We start from the raw sequence: 18,052 nt of genomic DNA on the forward strand, positions 1-18,052 counted from the left end.
CTTGCGGGCAATCCCGGCCATTCGGGCCCTCTGCTCTGGTGTCCACATCCAGAGCTTGAATCACATCCGCTCCAACTTTCCAAACAGGCTCTAAGAGCAAACCTTTCTCAGAACACGCCTCGATCGATTATTGATCGCTTTAAAATAACTCTGGCCGACACTGGCCTTGCACGGATCATTGACGATTTTCTATATTTGAGGAGTAAATGTATGGTTTGCTCTATACCAATTATTATTATATCCTGAGCGCAAAATGGATTTTTTAGAGTAAACTATGTTGAAGCTCATTTTCATTATGTCGGCTCTGTGTCTCTTGCTTGCTTTCCCATCAAAGCCGCATGCGGAAGAAACAAAATGCCGTTTTCCGGATATTCCCTCTTTTTCGGAAGGGAAAAAACTTCCGGATGGAAGTTTTGCAGATCTGTCTTTTGCCGACTATAGAACGGCCAATCCTAAGGGCGCTGCATTACTGCTGAGCTGCGCTCAAACCTTGTATAAAAATGCCAATCTATCCCAGCTGAATGACGCATCCCGGAAGAGGCTGGATCGTACCATGAGTACCACTTGGCATAATCATAATACTGGACCGACCGCTCAAAAAGACGGGTATATTGCTTTGGGTGGAAGCTCAGAGCTTGGAAGCGCCAATGATTTCGGGACGATGATTATCGATCCCGATAAAAGACTGGTAGCCGTAGGTCTGATTCTCAATAATGTCGATAGAATTGACGAAAGCGTTCCGGTTAATTACGTTAATTCTAATTTCGTATTTATTTATAATTCTCCCATGGACTCAGATAATGAATATATAACAGTAAACGAAATGCACTCTATTATCGAAAAAATAAATCATCATATCAATGATCAATATATTTTTGGTAATGAGTATTTTATGAGATCCAATATATAATAGAAAACTACGTCAATTAAATGGGTGCTTCGGAAATCGGCGGGGTCTTGCCCCTCAAGTCGAGACGACGCCCGTAGAGAGATGATGAACCAGGTCTTTATTCGAGGCGACCGTGGAAAATCTGTTGACGTGTTACAGCAACCGACATTAAAGCTGTAAGCTCTACGGAGGCGTGTGACCAGTACCAAGGCCCACGCCTTTTTTTATTGGCGTTCGCGTCTTCCCATAAAACCAGATCATGATGCGCGGTTTTGCTGCTGCAAGCGCAGACAATGTGCGCTCTTCGGGTGCCCGGCATTTCCATGTGTGGCAATCACAGGCGCGACGGGCTGCCGTCGGCCCGGGTCCGAAAGCCGCCATGATAACGCGGGATTATCTGTCATCCCCTTTTGGGCAGGACGCCAGATAACCCGCCTATACCGCTCATAATCCGCCAGATAATACCTGTTATCTGGCGGTTTTCAGACCCCGGCCAAGTGTCGGAAATCCAACCAAATCAATATCTTGTCGGAGAGTTGGGGCAATGGCACCACCTACGGACGCGAAAAGGCCCCGTATCTCTGACGATGACCGCCTCACAAATATGTGGCTCCACAACCGATCAGCGAACACGGCGCGGGCCTATCGTGCGGACCTTACCGCGTTCCGCAGCTGGGCGGCCAAACCGCTGGCCGAGGTGGTGCTTGATGACCTTCAGGCCTGGTTCGACAGCCTGCCCGGTTCGGATGCCACACGCCGCCGCAAGCTGGCCTCGGTCAAATCCGCCCTCGCCTTCGGGCTGCGTGTCGGATTTTTTGACGCAGATGTAGGCGCGGCGCTGCGCCTGGAGCGCGGGCGTGATCGTCTGAGTGAACGGATTCTGACTGAAGAAGATGTAAGGCGCATCATTGACGGCGAACCCTGCCCGCGAAAGCGGCTGGCGCTTCGCGTCCTGTATTTCATGGGGCTGCGCATTTCGGAAATGTGCGGCCTCACATGGCGAGATATGACACGGCGACAGCAAGGAGGCGTGGCCTCTGTTTGTGGCAAGGGCAACAAGACGCGTCATGTGTCTGTGCCCGCGAAGCTGTGGAAAGAGCTCATGGCCGCGAGGGCTGACGGCTGGCGTCCTGATACGCCGGTCGTCCCCGGTTATGATGGGTGCCCGCTTCACTTGAGCGCGGCGCACCGCCTCGTGAAGCGGGCAACGAAACGCGCAGGACTGCCTGACGCCTCGGCGCACTGGTTCCGCCATGCGCACGCCTCCCACGCGCTCGACAACGGCGCACCTGCCCATGTGGTGCAGCAAACGCTGGGGCACGCAGACCTCAAAACGACGACGCGTTACGCTCATGTTCATAAGGGTGACAGCGGCGCGAACTACCTCAAGGACTGACGCCCCATGATTCGGCGGCGGTCGTCATCAAAGGAGCCGATATGAGCCGCCGAGACAGACGCCGTCCCGAAACACCCGAGGAAATCGAGGCCGAAAACGTCGATTTCTGGACGCGCACCGCACGGCGGCATCGTGCTTTCATTCCATCAAGCCCTGAACAAAATTTGCAAATTGCCTTGCCTTTGCGGTCATCATTCGACCGGTAGGAAAGACAGCCCATAGATCGATATCAGGCAACGACCATGCCGGAAGGAGGCGCGTTACGGCGCCGCTCTCAAGTTCAGGGGCAAACATCCAGTCCGAGGTGATGGTCAGGCCCATATCAGCGAGTATTGCTGCCCGCAGGCCTTCGGCGGCGCTGACCCTGAGACGCCCGGAAACGGACACCGAGACGGCCGAGCCATCCCTGTGAAATGACCAGACATTGGGGAGCTGACTGTAAACGATCGCGTTGTGATCAGCCAGATCAGCAGGCACTGACGGCACCCCCGCACGCGCCAGATAGGCTGGTGTGGCCAAGACCGAGCGTTTGCCCGTTGCCAGTCTGCGTGCCACGGCAGATGAGTCAGCCAAAGCCCCCATACGCAACGAGATGTCCACCCCCTCGGCAACGAGATCGATCATCCGGTCATCAAGCAGAATATCCACATCGAGCTGCGGATGTGCATCGAGAAAGGCAGGAAGCCGCGGTATGATGTGCAATCGTGCAAATGTTGTCGCCGCCGACACACGCAACCGCCCTGACAGGCCGCTCCCGGCACCACGTGCGGCGAGCTCCGCTTCGTCGGCTTCCTGAAGCGCATTGCGTGCGCGTTCATAATATGCCTGCCCCGCTTCGGTGGCTGTAAGACCATGAGTGGAGCGTATGAGCAGGCTGACCTGTAGCCTCGCTTCCAGCTGTGCCACGATTTTCGAGACAGCGGGCTGACCAACATGAAGCTGCCGTGCCGCTGCTGAGAATGAACCCGTTTCGACCACACGCACGAACGTGGTCATCGCCTGATATCGGTCCATTCTATTCCTCCCGGGAATGATGCTTATCGCATCGAGCCATCTGCCATGCCCAGTGAAACAGAGGCAAACCAGGCCTGCAACCCGGTCAGCGTCGGGGAAGGATGGAGCAGGGTTCAGGATGATCGTTCATTTCACCAACGCCGTATCAACACGACCGGTGTCGCATTTCATCTCGGCCTATCAGCTCACCGGTGACCTGCCACAAGCCATGGTCGCTGCCCTTCTCCCGGCGCTCTCCGCTCTCCTTGCAAAACCTGATGGAGGAACCGCTCATGATTGAGGTCTACGCTTTCGCGACGCCCAACAGCGTCAAGGTCACCATCGCGCTGGAAGAGCTCGATCTCGCCTATGCGCTACACGGCATCAATATCCGGCAAGGCGAACAGGGTACCACGGCCTTTACGACGCTTAATCCTAACCAGAAGGTTCCGGTACTGGTTGATCACGACGCGAGGGATGAGAAGCTCGTCCTCACAGAGTCTGCAGCCATACTCGTATACCTGGCTGAAAAAACCGGCCGACTTCTCCCTGCAACCGGGGCCGAACGGGCGCGCGTTTTCGAGCAGCTTTTCTTTCACGCCTCTGCCCTGAGCCCCGCCTTCGGCCAATCGGGTTTCTTCCAGCGTTTCGCTAGCGAGAAACTGCCTCTCGCGATCGAGCGCTTCGACAAAGAGGCAAAACGCGTCCTGCATGTGCTCGACACCTTGCTGGCGCACCGGGATTTCGTGGCAGGCGATCATTTTACTATCGCCGATATTGCCCATTTCGGTTGGCTCTGGCGGCGCAGTTTTCCCGGCCTCACCCTCGATGACACCCCTCATATCGCCCGCTGGTACGAGCGGATTGCGGCCAGACCTGGCGTTCAGCGCGGTATCGCCCGGGTTGAAACGCTCGCCGCCCCAAACTGATCCTCTTCTGATCGCTCCGAGGTTATTCCCATGAACAAACTTTTTACGCCCTTCAATGCCGGGGCGCTGTCGCTCGGCCACAGAATCGTCATGGCACCCCTTACGCGCATGCGGTCGGACCATACTGGCAAGGCCAATGCCCTCATGGTGCTGTATTACAGCCAGCGCAGCTCACCCGGCGGTCTTATCATCTCAGAGGCAACACCCGTTGCGCTCGAAGGATACGGCTATGCCGGCGCGCCGGGCATCTATGACGACTCCCAGATAGACGGGTGGCGCAAGGTGACCGAAGCCGTTCATGCACGCGGTGGCAAGATTGTCATGCAGTTGTGGCACGTAGGGCGACAGTCGCATCCTGATCTGCAGCCAGGTGGTGCAGCCCCGGTCGCGCCCTCTGCAATCAAGGCAGAAGGCGACGCCTATACGCCCAGTGGCCCTGTCCCGTTTTCCATGCCGCGTGCCCTTTCGCTGGAGGAAATTCCCGCGGTGATCGAGCAGTTCAGGGAAGGTGCCGCAAGGGCAAAGCAGGCAGGTTTTGATGGCGTGGAAATTCATGGCGCCAATGGCTATCTGCCAGACCAGTTCCTGCAGGACGGTACCAACCACCGCACCGATGAGTATGGTGGCCCGATCGAGAACCGCGCTCGCTTTCTGTTGGAAGTGACACAGGCAGTCATATCCGTCTGGGGGGCAGACCGCGTGGGTGTTCGCCTGAGCCCAAGTGGCACCTACGGTTCGATGTCAGACAGCAACCCCCAAGAAACCTTCGGTTATGTGGCGGAGCAGCTGGACAGGCTCGGCATCGCCTATCTGCATGTGGTTGAACCCCGCATCAAGGGCACGGAACTCATCGCCGAGAGCGAACCTGTGGCCGCGCGTGATCTGCGCGAGAGATTTCGGGGCACGCTGATCGCGGCAGGTGGGTTCGACAAAAACAGTGCCGCAGCCGTGCTCGCATCCAGTGATGCCGATGCCGTCGCCTTCGGCCGGCATTTCATCAGCAATCCCGATCTGCCTGAGCGCCTGCGCGGGGACCTTGCTCTGACAAATTACGACCGCTCGACCTTCTACGGCGGCGATGCTCGTGGCTACACCGATTATCCCTTCTTCGACGCCTCGACACCAGAGCAATAACCACCGCGGTTATTCCACCAGGGAATGACCATTAGTCGTACCTGCCATCATCCCTCCGGTACGGCGACCTCCTATCGTCAGATCCGTCACCAGATTTCAAGGAAACGAACCCATGACACTTCAGGCAAAGCTCGACGCCTTCAAGACCGATTTCGAAGCCGGAAAGCCCCCCTATAACGTTCCGCATAGCGTCATCGAAACCATGCACCGTGCCACCGCCGAGCTGGTTGCGTCCGGCGCTGCGGAAAAAGCCCTCAAAGCCGGAGACAAGGCACCCGTTTTTACGCTGAACGACCCCGAGGGTAACCCTGTCTCTTCTGCTGATCTTCTGGCCAAGGGGCCTTTGGTCATCAGCTTTTATCGCGGTGTGTGGTGCCCTTACTGCAACATGGAATTGCAGGCTCTCGAAGCGGCACTTCCCTCATTTCGTGAGCTTGGCGCCCATCTGATCGCGATCTCCCCGCAAACTGCGGTAAACAGCCGAAAATCAATCCGCCAGAATGAACTGCAATTTCCGATCCTGTCTGACACGCATAATGACGTCGCCGCGCAGTTTGGCCTTCGCTTTACCCTGCCTGATTATCTGATTGAGCTTTACAAGAATCTCAAGAACGATCTGCCCGGTTTCAATGGTGACGACAGCTGGACGCTGCCTATGCCTGGCCGCTTCGTCATTGGTCAGGACGGCGTCATTCTCTATGCCGAGGTCAATCCGGATTATACGCGTCGCCCGGAACCTGCCGACATGCTTCCTGCCCTGCGCCACGCGACCCAGTCGGCCGACTGATTGCTCCATCCATACCGCCCCGGCTCGCGCAGGGGCGGAGTTTTTCACTGAGGATACGGAGAGAGATATGCGCTCCAATGACATGGGCAATAGCTTCACTCGCCATTTGATGGGTGACGAACAATCCGCCAAGCTCATCGCAGCATCACAGTCAGGCACATTTGGCGCAGCCATAGCCGGGTATGCAGTCGATCATGTTTTCGAGGACATCTGGACACGTGAAGGGCTCGATCAGGCGCGTCGAAGTCTCATCACCATGACCGTCATGGTTGCGCTGCGCCAGCCTCATGAATTCGGCCTCCATATGGGTTTTGCGCTCGATCACGGTATGAAGCTGAAGGAAATAGAGGAGGCTCTGATACAGATGCTCCCTTATGTCGGCTTCCCCGCCATTTCCGGTGTCATGCCTGTCGCTGCGAAGATCATTGCTGAGCGTGGACTCGACAAAAGCGAAGAGTATGAAGGCCATCGCGGTCTGCTCTGAGCCCTCACCCAAGTACTGTACCCTGCCGGTAGAACGGGCCTCGTCTCGCGCTCCCGATGACATCCAGCCTGCGGCGTTCACGAACCTCTCTGCGCCCCTCTCGCGCTTCGTGAGTACTTCACGGCAATCTGCCTTCGAAAAGGAACAGTTATGACGAAACTGCATCGAAAAACGGCCCTTGTGACCGGAGGAAGCAGCGGGCTCGGGCTTGCAATCGCAACGCGTTTCATCGCTGAAGGCGCATTTGTCTATATCACCGGTCGGCGACAGGCCGAGCTTGAGCGGGCTGTAGCGGCATTGGGCAGTCAGGCCGCCTCTATACAGGCCGATGTCAGTCTCCCCGGTGATATCGAACGCGTGGTGGAAACGATACGGCGTGAACGTGGGGCTATCGATATCCTGGTCGCCAATGCCGGTATCGTTCTGCCTCAAACACTCGAACAGGCAACACAAGCCAATTACGATCGGACGTTCGATATCAACGTGAAAGGCCTGTATTTCACGATCAGCAAGGCACTTGGCCTGTTGCGGTCTGGCAGCTCAGTCATCCTTGTGTCATCCATCGCTGCCAATAAGGGTGTGCCTGGCTATGGCACATACAGCGCAAGCAAGGCTGCAATACGCAGCCTGTCCAGAACCTGGACGGCCGAACTGGTCGAACGCGGCATACGGATCAATACCCTCAGCCCCGGACCGTTCGACACACCAATCATGGACAGTCAGGCCGATACGCCGGAAGGTGCCGAAGCCGTCAAGCGTCAATGGGCTGCAGCCGTGCCCATGAAGCGATTGGGGCAGCCAGAGGAACTTGCTGCGGCCGCGCTCTTTCTGGCTTCTGATGAAAGCAGTTATGTTGCAGGCATTGACCTCATTGTCGACGGTGGTGCGGCCGCGGTCTAGGGCTCCGTGATCACCACAGGATTGCGATCACCAGTACGGTGGAGCGTCAGCAGGACCCGCCCATACTGCCAATCAGACTGACATGGTTTCGCAAGGGTGAGCTATCATGATCCGTTTTTATCTCCATCCCACGCCCAACCCGGCGAAAATCGCCCTCATGCTCGAGGAAACCGGTTTGCCCTATGAGGCCATACCGGTCGATACCCGCAAGGGTGATCAGCATGACCCGGCGTTTCTCGCGATCAACCCCAATGGCAAAGTGCCTGCCATTATCGACACCGAAGGTCCTGCGGGCCCGGCAACACGCGTGTTCGATTCCAATGCAATACTGCTCTATCTTGCTGAAAAGACCGGGCAATATCTTGGGACCCCCGCGGACCGGCCTGAATTGCTGTCATGGTTGATGTTTATCGCATCCGGACTCGGGCCTTTTTCCGGTCAGGCCGTGCATTTTCAGCATGCAGCGCCCGCCGGGCTGGACTACGCCGTCAATCGGTACAGGCGCGAGGTCGAACGACATTACACAGTTCTCGACCAGCACCTCACGGACCGCCGTTACATCGTGGGCGATACTTTCACGATTGCCGATATGTCTGCCTGGGGCTGGCTGGAGCGTGCGCCCCGTGTGCTCAAGGAAGATTATCCGCTCGAGCGCTGGCCTGCACTTGCTCGCTTCATGCACGACATCAATGCCCGACCGGCCGTGTCGCGCGTACAGGCGCTCATGAAGAGGCACGCATTCAAGACCGATATGGACGATCAGGCACAACGGGCCCTCTTCCCATCCAATTTCCCTATCCACAATCGGGAGCAGCGCTCATGACCGCTTCGGAAAACTATACACCGCCCAGTGTCTGGACATGGGACAAACAGAATGGCGGCAAATTTGCCAGCACCAATCGCCCTGTCGCCGGGCCGACGCATGAAAAGAACCTCCCCTTAGGGCATCACCCGCTCCAGCTGTACTCACTGGGTACGCCCAATGGGGTAAAGGTGACGATCATGCTGGAGGAACTCCTGGCCCTGGGACATGAGGGGGCGGAATATGATGCCTGGCTGATCCATATAGGGGATGGCGATCAGTTCGGATCGGGCTTTACAGCCATCAACCCGAATTCCAAGATCCCGGCGCTGGTCGACCAAAGCGGGGGCACCCCCCTGCCCGTCTTCGAATCAGGATCGATCCTGCTTTATCTCGCCGAGAAATTCGCGGCTTTTCTGCCTCGGGATGTTCCATCGCGTACGGCCTGTCTGAACTGGCTTTTCTGGCAGGTCGGCAGCGCACCCTATCTCGGCGGCGGCTTTGGCCATTTCTATGCCTACGCCCCTGAGAAGATCGAATATGCAATCAACCGGTTTGCCATGGAGACCAAACGCCAGCTGGACGTTCTCGACCGGCAGCTTGCCAGGCATGAATATATAGCAGGCGACACCTATACAATCGCCGATATGGCAATCTTTCCCTGGTATGGCGGCCTTGTTGAAGGCTGGCTTTATAATGATGCTGCACAGTTTCTGAGCGTCCAGGAGTATTCCCATGTGCAGGCGTGGTCAGCCCGGTTGCTCGAACGCCCTGCTGTCCAGCGGGGCCGGATGGTGAACAGGCTCTCAGGCCCGCTCTCTTCCCAGCTTCGCGAACGCCATGACAGCTCGGATTTCGAGCTCAGAACGCAGGACAAGTTGCCGAAAGACAGCGCGATCTGATCGGTTCCACCCCGCCGCATCGGGCGATGCATCCCGCATCGCCCGGAACTACCAGCGTATCAGCCACGGCAATACCAGACGCGTGCCGCAGGCCGTCAGCGCACAGGCCAATGAATACCAGACGACGAGATAAAGCGGGTCATCGAAGGGGCAGGCAAGAGCAAAGACGAGCGCACCAAAAGCCGCGCCGGCAATGCCAGTGACCCACGCCGTTCCGCGCACATCAACCGGTGCGCCGCGGCGCACGATAACACCCAGCGCGAGGACAGCGGGCAGAGCAAGCTCTACGATCTTGCGTGCACAGACCATGCCGTGCACCGGATCAAGCCTGAGCCATAAGGCCTCTGGCTCAGCCTGAAGCGCATCCACAAGCCAGCCAAGAGCAAAAAGTACAAGAGCGGTCACGCCCAGCCGACGCAGCCCCTGCCGGGGCGAACGCGTCGGGTCGAGCGAGACCAGCGCCGAAGCAACGCCCAGCCCGACGATCAGCAGCAGTCCGATTGCCTTCCACCAGAAGCTCATCATGTGCATGGCATGGGGCATGTCAGGGCGCATCAGGCCAAACCCGAGCACTGCACCAATCTCGACCCCGGCGAGAACCGCGAGGGTCAAGGCATCGCGCCAGAGCGAGCGCCTCCGGACGGGGCGAAGATCGGTTACAAATTGCTCGATCAGGGGATCATTCACCATCATTGCCTCCCATCACCAGCGTGCTCATACGACTCAACCCGCGATGGATATCGACCTTCACCAGCGTCGCGGATTGCCCTGTGCGACGTGCTGCCTCCTCTATGCTCAATCCCTGCAACTTCACCAACCTGATCGCTTCTGCTGGCCCCGGCTTCAACTGCGCCAGAAGCTTTTCCAGTGCATGAGCCGTGGTCACCTGTTCCTCGTGATCGCCCACAGCCACCGTCTCATCAAGCAGGGTCGTTTGTGTACGCCTGGCGGCCCGGAGGCGATCAATCCATTTGTAACGCGCAATCGCCGCAATCCACGGGCCGAATTTCTGGGAAGGATCGAAGGTGTGACGCTTCTCATGCACCGCCATAAGGGTGTCCTGCACGGCGTCATCGACCATTGAGGGCGGCAAGCGTTTGAGGAAAAAACGGCGCAACCATGCCTGAGCCTCGCCCAGCACCAGGCGATAAGCCTGTGCATCTCCTGCCTGCGCGGCCTCCATCCAACGGCTCCAATCCGCTTCTGTCAAAAATCTGCTGCCTTCATGCGTGACCGGAGATCATTTCCTACCGCTATCATTTGACATACGTAAAGACCCGGGTGCCGTAGAAAGTGCGAGGACCGGCTCTGTCCGCCAGCTTGCCGGGAAGCTGGCACGCAGTGCGTCCAGCCGCGGGGCATCATAGGTCTCGATGTAGATATTATGCGGATAACGCGCCGCAAAATTCTGATGCTCTCTTTCCGCCCCGGTAAACGCCTTGTCAGGCTGAACATGCGTTGCGATGGGCTGGGCAAAGATGTGGGCGGCATCGAGTTGCGCGATATAGGCCTCTGCCTCGCGCGCCTGTTGCGCTGTGCGCGTAAAAATGACGGAACGGTATTGTGGCCCCGTATCGGGGAATTGCTGGTCGATCTGCGTCGGGTCCAGTGCCACGGTGAAGAATATCCGCATCAGCGTGCCAAAGCTGACGAGGGTCGGATCATACTCAACCTCAACCGATTCCGCATGACCGGTATCGCCTTCGCTGACGCGTTCATACTGGGCCGTGTCACGCGCACCGCCGTCATATCCAGCTCGGGTAGCGGTGACGCCTCGCACATGCTGGAAAATGCTCTGCACCCCCCAGAAACACCCTCCCGCAAAAACGACGCTGGATGGTGTCATCCCCGGACGGGAATCATCGGGGGGTGCCGTCATCTGCCCGATGGGTTTGTCGTTACCGGTCTTTGCCACGATAACGGGCTCAGGCAAGGTCGGATAGGCAGACGCCCTTGAGGTGACCTGGTGCAGAATGCCATAAAGGCTGAATGTGGCGAGCGCGACGCCAAGCACGTTTTTTCTGATCATCATGCGAACTTTCAGACTGGCCTGAAGGTAAAGGCTGCACCGTTCATGCAGTAGCGCAATCCGGTCGGTTGGGGACCGTCATCAAAGACATGGCCAAGATGACCACCGCATGTCGCGCACCGTACCTCCGTGCGCTCCATGCCAAGACTGTCATCCCCACGCTCCTGAACAGCTTGGGGCAGCGCTGCCGTGAAACTTGGCCAGCCCGTCCCGCTTTCGAACTTGCTGCGTGAGTCAAATGCCGGCGTTGCGCAGCCTGCGCAGGCAAACCGCCCCTGTCGGTGTTCGTTCAGGAGCGGGCTGGACCAGGGTGCCTCTGTGCCAGCCTCGCGCAGAATCTCGAATTGCTCCGGTGTGAGCAGGCGCCGCCATTCAGCAGCACTATGCGTCACGGGATAAGGTTCTGCGCCCCAGGCGCGGCCCGACAGAGCCAGACAGACTGAAGCAAGGCAGAATTGTCGACGCGATGTCATGAACTTCGCCCTTTTGCTGAATTTCACTCCATCCTTCGTGCTGCACCGTGCAAAGGTTACGGGCAGCCACAATGTTTTTGTTCGTTCCGTGCCGTAACTTTTAGGGGCCTGCGCACGAAGGAAGCTCTGCCAGCCTCCAGAAGACTCAGGGAACGAACTGCCATGTCACGATCGCGACGCGCGCCCGCACCGATCATACGCCTCACCCATTGGGCAGGCGCGCTTGCCATGCTCGTCATGATCGGTAGTGGCTGGCAGATCTACAACGCCTCCCCTATCCTGCCTTTCGAATTCCCCGCTGCCATCACTCTTGGAGGCTGGCTTGGCGGCGGCCTTGCCTGGCATTTTGCTGCCATGTGGGTGCTGATGGGGGCGGGGCTGGTTTACGTTGTGTATGGCGCCGCAAGCGGGCATTTTCGCAACGACCTGCGTCCCGCAGGACCGCGATCTGTGGTGAGGGATGTTGGGCAGGCCCTGCGCCTGAAGCTCTCCCACAAGGCCGGGCACTACAACGCCGTGCAACGTGCGCTCTACACGGGCGTGCTTGTGGTTGCTGTGCTGACAGTCACGACGGGCTTGTCGATCTGGAAACCCGTGCAACTTGGATGGCTGACCTGGTTGTTCGGAGGCTACAACATTGCCCGATGCATCCATTTTGCCATGATGAGCCTGATTGTGGGCTTTCTTTTGCTCCATATCGCGCTAGCCCTGATGGTGCCTGCCACCTTGTGGGGCATGGTGTTCGGGCGACGCATGACAGATAGCGACAGAGAGAGCGCATCATGAGCCCGCCGAAAATCGACCGCGCCGGTGTCGCGCCCGAGTTGCGCAAGCTCGAACGCAGGCTCTTCCTGCGAAACAGTCTTTCGCTTGGTGGGCTTTCCCTGCTGTCAGGCTGCGCGCTGGACGATAATGCGTCGGTGGAACACGCCCTCAGCCTGATGTCACGCTTTACCGACCGGATGCAGGCGCTTCTTTTCAGCCGCCAGCGCCTCGCAAGGGAATTCGATCCGTCACGCATCACCCATCCGTTTCCATTCAATGCCTATTATGACGAGAGCGACATAAGACTTGTCGAGACGTCATCATGGCGGCTGGAGGTAAGCGGGCTTGTTTCAGACAAGAGCCCCTGGTCGGTCGCCCGGTTTCGCTCCCTGCCGCAGAAAAGTCAGATCACGCGACATATTTGCGTGGAGGGGTGGAGCGCTATCGGAGATTGGTCGGGGGTTCCACTCTCTGTATTCCTGCAACATGTCGGGGCCGATCTGCGGGCAAAATATGTGAATTTCCGCTGTTTTGATGATTACAGCACGAGTATCGATATGGCGACGGCACTCCATCCGCAAACAATCATGGCGCTGGATTTTGGCGGGAACCCTCTCCCACCCGCCTATGGCGCCCCGATGAAAATCCGTATTCCTACAAAACTCGGCTATAAAAACCCGAAATATCTCGCCTCTATCGAGGTCACGAACCATTTCCCGGGTGGATATTGGGAAGACCAGGGCTATGACTGGTTCGGCGGTTCATAAAAAATCACGCAGGCATGTAACCTGCGGGCAGGCTGAGGCGAAAGAAAAGATATCGGAAGCTGGCGCGGCCATTTTCCGATCCTTTAAACCGATCCAGGAATGTAATCATGTCTTTTCGCACACTCGCACTCGCCTGTGCCTTTTCTTCGACAGTGCTGCTGGGAGCCCCTGCCTTCGCTCAGGACACCATGGCACAAGGGACGATGTCGCAGGGCGCTATGACACATGACAGCATGTCCCACGGTGACATGTCTTCAGACAACATGAAGAAGCATGCCATGACAAGGGACGAAATGGCGCCCCATGGAATGTCGAAGCAGTCCATGAGCAAGCATGGTAGCATGATGAAATCTGGGGGTATGGAAAAGAAGAACAAGATGGCCAACGCGATGAAGCGCGATCCGATGAGCAATGACGCGATGGGCGCTGAATCGAAAGGCGAGATGACAAAGCCAAACTGAGGAATTCACGCCTGTGGCCAAGAGCCACAGGTTTACCGTTCCGGGTGAAATTGCATTGTGCGACGGTTCTTACGGTCCCCAGCGCGTGGGCACCGGTAGAGAAAGATGATATCAGATAACTCTCGCATTCGGCGCCGATGACCTATGTCCCAAAGAATGACACGGCCGATTATCGTGTCAGATGTACACGCAAGGCGTCGATAAACACTCGGACCTTGGAAGAGAGGCTCCGATGTGCTGCATACACAGCATGTACCTCTACAGTCTCTGTCTGAAAATCGGGGAGCAGTCGTACAAGCCGCCCTTGCTCGACCAAGGAACGTGCCAGAAAGTCAGGTAAGCGTCCTATCCCTCCCCCATTTTCGAGGATGACCTGCAGAACGGCGGGCTCCGGGATAACGGATCCAACAGCAACCGACACGCAATGATCGCATGCCGAGCTATCCCGGAAACACCAGATCGAAGGATGATCGGTCCACCCGAGCAACTCGTGATCGGCCAGCTCGTACGGGGTTCGGGGCGTGCCCCTCTCAGAGAGATAGGACGGGCTGGCGCAGGGCCATAATTCGATCCCACCCAATTTGCTGGCGATCAGGTCCGAGTCAGACATGACTCCTATCCGGATTGCCACGTCGATATCCTCTTTCGGTAGATCGACAATTCGGTTTTCGGCGTCCAGATGGATGCGCAGATCGGGATAGTCTTGCAAAAAGCGCGGCAGCATTGGCGCCACCAGCCCGATTGCGAATGTCGTTGCCGCGCTGACTTTCAGAATACCCCGAGGCTGCCCCGTCACACCGTCAAGAGCCGCGGAGGCCTCGTTCAACTCGTCCATGACACGTCTTGCATGGGTGAGGAGTATGCGCCCGGCCTCGGTCAGCCTGAGGACCTGTGGGCCGCGTTCGAACAGCTTGGCTCCTATTTCGCCTTCCAGGCGCGATAGTGTTCGGCTGAGTGACGATTTAGGCGTGCCGCTCGAACGCGAGGCCGCACTGAGACTCATCGCCTCCGCGATACGCAGGAAGCTGCCAAGGTCATCTGAGTTCATGATCTGCGTTCCAGATGTGGAACGGCATGTTTGCATTGACCCATCTGCTCAGTCCACCGGGAACGACTTATCCTGCTTCTTACTCAAGGAGATCGAGATGTCGAAACCAGTCATTCTGATTATGGGCGGGACCGGACAACAAGGTGGCGCCACGATCCGCGAGATGCAACGCCGAGGGCATTGGCGCATTCGCGCGCTCGTTCGTAATGTGCACGCACCGAAAGCAGTCGCTCTGGCGACAAGTGGGGTTGAGGTCATTCGTGGAAATCTGGATGACGAGCGCTCCTTGCGACTAGCGCTTGATGGTGCTGAAGGCGTTTTGTCCGTCCAGTCGCCCATGAAGATCGGCCCAACCGGTGAGGAGCAGCAGGGAAAGAGGCTTGCCAGCCTCGCAAAGAAGAATGGTGTGCGGCACTTCGTGCAATGCTCCGCAGGCGGGGTAGAGCGACGGAGCGGCGTGCCTCATTTCGAGAGCAAATGGGCGATAGAGCAGCACATTGCCTCATTGGGGTTGCCCGCCACGGTTTTGCGCCCTGCTGCCTTCATGGAAAACTTTTTGAGCCTGATCTTTCGGATCACCATGCTTTCCATGATGAAGACCTATCTTAGGCCCAATCAGACCATGCAGCTTGTCTCGGTGGAAGATGTTGCTTGGTTCGCCGCGGAGGCGTTCGAGAAACCGGACCTGTATCTCGGCCGTGCTGTGGAGCTTGCTGGCGACAGTATGACCGCCCGCTCCGCAGTATCGACTTTGAGACATGACGGAATACGGCCCACCCTCTCCTCCATGATCCCGCCCGTGATACGAGCGCGCCTTCCGGAGGACTTTCGTCTGATGTTCGAGTGGATCGCTCGGGACGGATTCAGGGCCGATATCCCAGCTCTGCGGCGTGAGCACCCTTCATTGCTGACACTCGCAAACTGGGCAGAATCTAAGACAAAACCGGGTCATAGGCTTCTACGGTGATCCAAAGACCGGAGCCGTGACCGGAATATGCTGCCTGCGCAAGCTCCTGAGCTCAGGTTCTTGCGCAGGCAGAGAGAAATCTCATTCAGACTTTTCGGAGGAGGGTGGAAATAGGTATCTGTATCGGCTCACGAAGGAGCAGATGGCCCCGACAAGATGTTCTCCAATCACTGGACACGTCGCAAGTTTGCGAAAATTTCAGGTTGGACGAAGGACGATCTGACGATGATGATTGACGTGCCCTATCAGATAGGGCGTACCGCACAGCCTCTCGACTGCGGGTAAATGGGAGCGGCCCGCCCATCAACCCTGCGACAATCGTCATGTCATGGTGATGGATCCTGAACCTGCGCTCCTGCGCCTTGTTCCATCACCTCCTGATGAGGTCAGGTATCGCCTCTGCTCACTACGCAAAGCTATTATTGCGTGGCGCGTGACTGTGCAGAGGCGTCATTACGGATGATCATTTCCATAAACCGGAAGACAACTCAGCTTCACTAGTTTCCTATATCGTCCGACAGCGCTACACGCGGCCTGTCGAAGCGTGAGGACCGTCCGCAGCCGAACGATCCGTTGTCGCTCCATGGTACTGGAGACGGTTCAGGCGGCTCGTCTCGCAGTTTCCGGGCTCCGCCGTGAACCGTCGAGTTCGCACCAGAGCATGTGTGCCGCAGCTACAATTGCCGGCCCGATAAACAGACCTACCAGGCCAAGCATATGCAGCCCGCCCATGATAGCGACGATGGTGTGCAGGAACGGCAGGCGGGTCTCGTCCGAGATGAATTTCGGACGGACGAAATGCTCCCCACAAAACAGAACGAAAAGCCCCCAGCCCGCTACGGCGATACCCATGTTCATGGACCCCGATGCAGCAATGATGCCACCCACAAGAATTACTGCCGGATAACCGCAGAACGGGATCGATGCCGCAATCGCCAGAACAATCGTCAGAATGACGGCGTGCGCTGCGTCAGCAATGAAAATCAGCGGCGAGCAGACAAGCGCCTCACCAATACCAACAAGAACCAGCCCGTTGACGGCCCCGCGAACGCTTCGAACGATGTGCAGAAGAATGTCATCGCGCTGCGTGAGCTGCATACTGACCGTACGAAGAGAGGATGTGATGCGCCCGTAGGATAGGAGACAACACGCAGCGGTAAGCATCGCAACGAAAAAGGCCTCGAGAAGATGTGGAATACTCTTGAGGATCTTGAAAGCCGCGAGCCCGGCAATTCTGGAAATCGACTTGGCCTGGGCCTTTGCCATCATCATGATCTGTTGCGGATCGATCTTGTTTGCGAGACTGGCAGGAAGAACGCTTTTGACTTTGTCGATCCGCGTTGAGACGGCTGGCGGTAGGGTCGGTTTTTCCGCATCGGCAGAACCTGAGCCACCCTCTTTATCATCATGATGAGCCGTGTCCGACCTCTCCGCATTCGTCACGGTCTGTGAGGACGCAATCTGGCCTGGCGTAGTACTTTCCTTGCCGTTGACCGGGGCTGATGCCTCATGAGGAGCAATAAGACGATGGGCTTTCTCAGAGAGCGAACCGATTTCGGTCACCGCGCCATAACCCGCAATGCCAGCCATAATAGTGAAGATCACACATGTCAGCCCAATAAGGCTGATCGCAGCGAGTTTCGCACCGATGAATTGTCCGAGTTTGCGCTGTATCGGTCGCACAGCGATAGCGATGACTGCGCCCCATGCCAAAGCGACGATAAGTGAGAACGAAATCCAGATTGCTCCGGCATATATCGCAACGCCCATGCTGATGAGCGCGAGATATTTTACCCAGGGATGACGTTCGGAAATGAGAGGAGAAGCCATGTGCTCGTTCGTTCCGTTCATTGTTACATCGGTGAAAGGCGTAAAGGGGCAGTTACAGTGCGCGTTTGATTCTAACGGATACCAGAAGAGCAAAACAGAGCTGAGCTCGATTTCAGGCTATGAGGTAGGGCGTGTTAGGGCTCGAAGCACGAATGGCGCCGCATAGCTCTCTGCCACAAGCGTGATGCGCTTCGCGCGAAAGGCAAGACGCAAGCGCGATCTGCGGCGGACCGTGTCAGCAATTTTCCTGCGGCATCAGAGGGGCAGCACCTCAATGGGACGAAATGACGAGCCATCCAGCTTGAGTTTGGCTCATGATGGACCGTAACCCAAAACCTCATCCACCAGGCGAAATACGGCGTCTGGCAAGCCCGCTTTGAACCGGTAAAGGGCCACCTTCCCCGTTGGGCATGCCCTTCCGCGACGGTACGAGAATTCGGGCCGATAACAAGGCGGCGGGAGCAGCCCGAAAGGAGGATTCCGTGGACGCTGCGGC

The 18,052-nt window shown here is 57.3% G+C and carries 21 protein-coding genes; 14 read left to right on the plus strand and 7 right to left on the minus strand.

Going from position 1 to position 18,052, the window contains the following annotated elements:
* Nucleotides 1-274 precede the first annotated feature (274 nt).
* Both NF685_RS12885 and NF685_RS12890 read left to right on the plus strand, forming a co-directional pair.
* Nucleotides 275-910, plus strand: coding sequence for a hypothetical protein (locus NF685_RS12885; RefSeq protein ID WP_252849929.1), 636 nt, complete (start codon nt 275-277; stop codon nt 908-910).
* Nucleotides 911-1,493: 583 nt separating this feature from the next.
* On the plus strand, nt 1,494-2,285 hold the full coding sequence (locus tag NF685_RS12890) for a tyrosine-type recombinase/integrase (protein WP_252849930.1): 792 nt from the start codon (nt 1,494-1,496) through the stop codon (nt 2,283-2,285).
* 138 nt (nt 2,286-2,423) lie between these two features.
* On the opposite strand, the gene NF685_RS12895 is transcribed toward NF685_RS12890, so the two are convergent.
* A complete protein-coding gene (locus NF685_RS12895; RefSeq protein WP_252849931.1) occupies nt 2,424-3,299 on the minus strand; it encodes a LysR family transcriptional regulator in 876 nt (291 codons plus the stop codon).
* A 118-nt stretch (nt 3,300-3,417) separates the two neighbouring features.
* Between NF685_RS12895 and NF685_RS12900 the strand changes: the two genes are divergently transcribed.
* The 8 genes from NF685_RS12900 to yghU all read left to right on the plus strand — a co-directional run bounded on the left by NF685_RS12900 (nt 3,418) and on the right by yghU (nt 9,216).
* Entirely contained in the window at nt 3,418-3,579 is a 162-nt protein-coding gene (locus NF685_RS12900; protein ID WP_158625400.1) for a hypothetical protein, read from the plus strand.
* Nucleotides 3,572-4,207 carry a glutathione S-transferase family protein gene (locus NF685_RS12905; protein ID WP_188426473.1) on the plus strand — a complete coding sequence of 212 codons (636 nt, stop codon included), beginning with the start codon at nt 3,572-3,574 and terminating at the stop codon, nt 4,205-4,207. The genes NF685_RS12900 and NF685_RS12905 overlap by 8 nt, the downstream gene beginning before the upstream one ends.
* A 30-nt stretch (nt 4,208-4,237) precedes the next feature.
* Nucleotides 4,238-5,341 (plus strand): alkene reductase, encoded by a 1,104-nt coding sequence (locus tag NF685_RS12910; RefSeq protein ID WP_289847470.1) that lies wholly within the window; start codon nt 4,238-4,240, stop codon nt 5,339-5,341.
* 112 nt (nt 5,342-5,453) lie between these two features.
* The gene (locus NF685_RS12915) at nt 5,454-6,128 is read left to right on the plus strand and encodes a peroxiredoxin-like family protein (protein WP_252849932.1); all 675 of its coding nucleotides are present in this window, start codon (nt 5,454-5,456) and stop codon (nt 6,126-6,128) included.
* Between the two features lie 67 nt (nt 6,129-6,195).
* Nucleotides 6,196-6,612, plus strand: coding sequence for a carboxymuconolactone decarboxylase family protein (locus NF685_RS12920; protein ID WP_186807680.1), 417 nt, complete (start codon nt 6,196-6,198; stop codon nt 6,610-6,612).
* A gap of 150 nt (nt 6,613-6,762) precedes the next feature.
* Nucleotides 6,763-7,512 (plus strand): SDR family NAD(P)-dependent oxidoreductase, encoded by a 750-nt coding sequence (locus NF685_RS12925; RefSeq protein WP_222547446.1) that lies wholly within the window; start codon nt 6,763-6,765, stop codon nt 7,510-7,512.
* Between the two features lie 106 nt (nt 7,513-7,618).
* Nucleotides 7,619-8,335: a glutathione S-transferase family protein gene (locus NF685_RS12930; protein WP_252849933.1), complete on the plus strand. Its 717-nt coding sequence runs from the start codon at nt 7,619-7,621 to the stop codon at nt 8,333-8,335.
* Nucleotides 8,332-9,216 carry a glutathione-dependent disulfide-bond oxidoreductase gene (yghU, locus tag NF685_RS12935; RefSeq protein ID WP_252849934.1) on the plus strand — a complete coding sequence of 295 codons (885 nt, stop codon included), beginning with the start codon at nt 8,332-8,334 and terminating at the stop codon, nt 9,214-9,216. Before NF685_RS12930 ends, yghU begins: the two co-directional genes overlap by 4 nt.
* A gap of 48 nt (nt 9,217-9,264) precedes the next feature.
* Here yghU and NF685_RS12940 read toward each other — a convergent pair whose 3' ends face one another.
* From NF685_RS12940 to msrB, 4 genes are read right to left on the minus strand one after another with little or no spacing between them, the layout of a single operon-like run.
* The gene (locus NF685_RS12940) at nt 9,265-9,909 is read right to left on the minus strand and encodes an NrsF family protein (protein WP_252849935.1); all 645 of its coding nucleotides are present in this window, start codon (nt 9,907-9,909) and stop codon (nt 9,265-9,267) included.
* Complete coding sequence (locus NF685_RS12945; RefSeq protein ID WP_264813788.1) at nt 9,896-10,426, minus strand: sigma-70 family RNA polymerase sigma factor; 531 nt, start codon at nt 10,424-10,426, stop codon at nt 9,896-9,898. Before NF685_RS12945 ends, NF685_RS12940 begins: the two co-directional genes overlap by 14 nt.
* Before the next feature lie 30 nt (nt 10,427-10,456).
* Nucleotides 10,457-11,248 carry a peptide-methionine (S)-S-oxide reductase MsrA gene (msrA, locus tag NF685_RS12950; protein WP_252849937.1) on the minus strand — a complete coding sequence of 264 codons (792 nt, stop codon included), beginning with the start codon at nt 11,246-11,248 and terminating at the stop codon, nt 10,457-10,459.
* 8 nt (nt 11,249-11,256) lie between these two features.
* Nucleotides 11,257-11,718 (minus strand): peptide-methionine (R)-S-oxide reductase MsrB, encoded by a 462-nt coding sequence (msrB, locus tag NF685_RS12955; protein WP_252849938.1) that lies wholly within the window; start codon nt 11,716-11,718, stop codon nt 11,257-11,259.
* Between the two features lie 162 nt (nt 11,719-11,880).
* Here msrB and NF685_RS12960 point away from each other — a divergent pair, with 162 nt between their 5' ends.
* The 3 genes from NF685_RS12960 to NF685_RS12970 all read left to right on the plus strand — a co-directional run bounded on the left by NF685_RS12960 (nt 11,881) and on the right by NF685_RS12970 (nt 13,711).
* A complete protein-coding gene (locus tag NF685_RS12960; protein WP_252849939.1) occupies nt 11,881-12,504 on the plus strand; it encodes a cytochrome b/b6 domain-containing protein in 624 nt (207 codons plus the stop codon).
* The gene (locus NF685_RS12965) at nt 12,501-13,250 is read left to right on the plus strand and encodes a molybdopterin-dependent oxidoreductase (RefSeq protein ID WP_252849940.1); all 750 of its coding nucleotides are present in this window, start codon (nt 12,501-12,503) and stop codon (nt 13,248-13,250) included. The genes NF685_RS12960 and NF685_RS12965 overlap by 4 nt, the downstream gene beginning before the upstream one ends.
* A 107-nt stretch (nt 13,251-13,357) precedes the next feature.
* On the plus strand, nt 13,358-13,711 hold the full coding sequence (locus NF685_RS12970; protein WP_252849941.1) for a pentapeptide MXKDX repeat protein: 354 nt from the start codon (nt 13,358-13,360) through the stop codon (nt 13,709-13,711).
* Nucleotides 13,712-13,880: 169 nt separating this feature from the next.
* Here the strand turns inward: NF685_RS12970 and NF685_RS12975 are convergent, their stop codons facing one another.
* Nucleotides 13,881-14,759, minus strand: coding sequence for a LysR family transcriptional regulator (locus tag NF685_RS12975; RefSeq protein ID WP_252849942.1), 879 nt, complete (start codon nt 14,757-14,759; stop codon nt 13,881-13,883).
* Here NF685_RS12975 and NF685_RS12980 point away from each other — a divergent pair.
* On the plus strand, nt 14,758-15,726 hold the full coding sequence (locus NF685_RS12980; protein ID WP_252849943.1) for an NmrA/HSCARG family protein: 969 nt from the start codon (nt 14,758-14,760) through the stop codon (nt 15,724-15,726). The genes NF685_RS12975 and NF685_RS12980 overlap by 2 nt on opposite strands.
* 600 nt (nt 15,727-16,326) lie before the next feature.
* On the opposite strand, the gene NF685_RS12985 is transcribed toward NF685_RS12980, so the two are convergent.
* Nucleotides 16,327-17,556 carry an AI-2E family transporter gene (locus NF685_RS12985; RefSeq protein ID WP_252849944.1) on the minus strand — a complete coding sequence of 410 codons (1,230 nt, stop codon included), beginning with the start codon at nt 17,554-17,556 and terminating at the stop codon, nt 16,327-16,329.
* Between the last annotated feature and the right edge of the window lie 496 nt (nt 17,557-18,052).

This window comes from Asaia lannensis NBRC 102526 (assembly GCF_024054035.1).
Lineage (GTDB): Bacteria > Pseudomonadota > Alphaproteobacteria > Acetobacterales > Acetobacteraceae > Asaia > Asaia lannensis.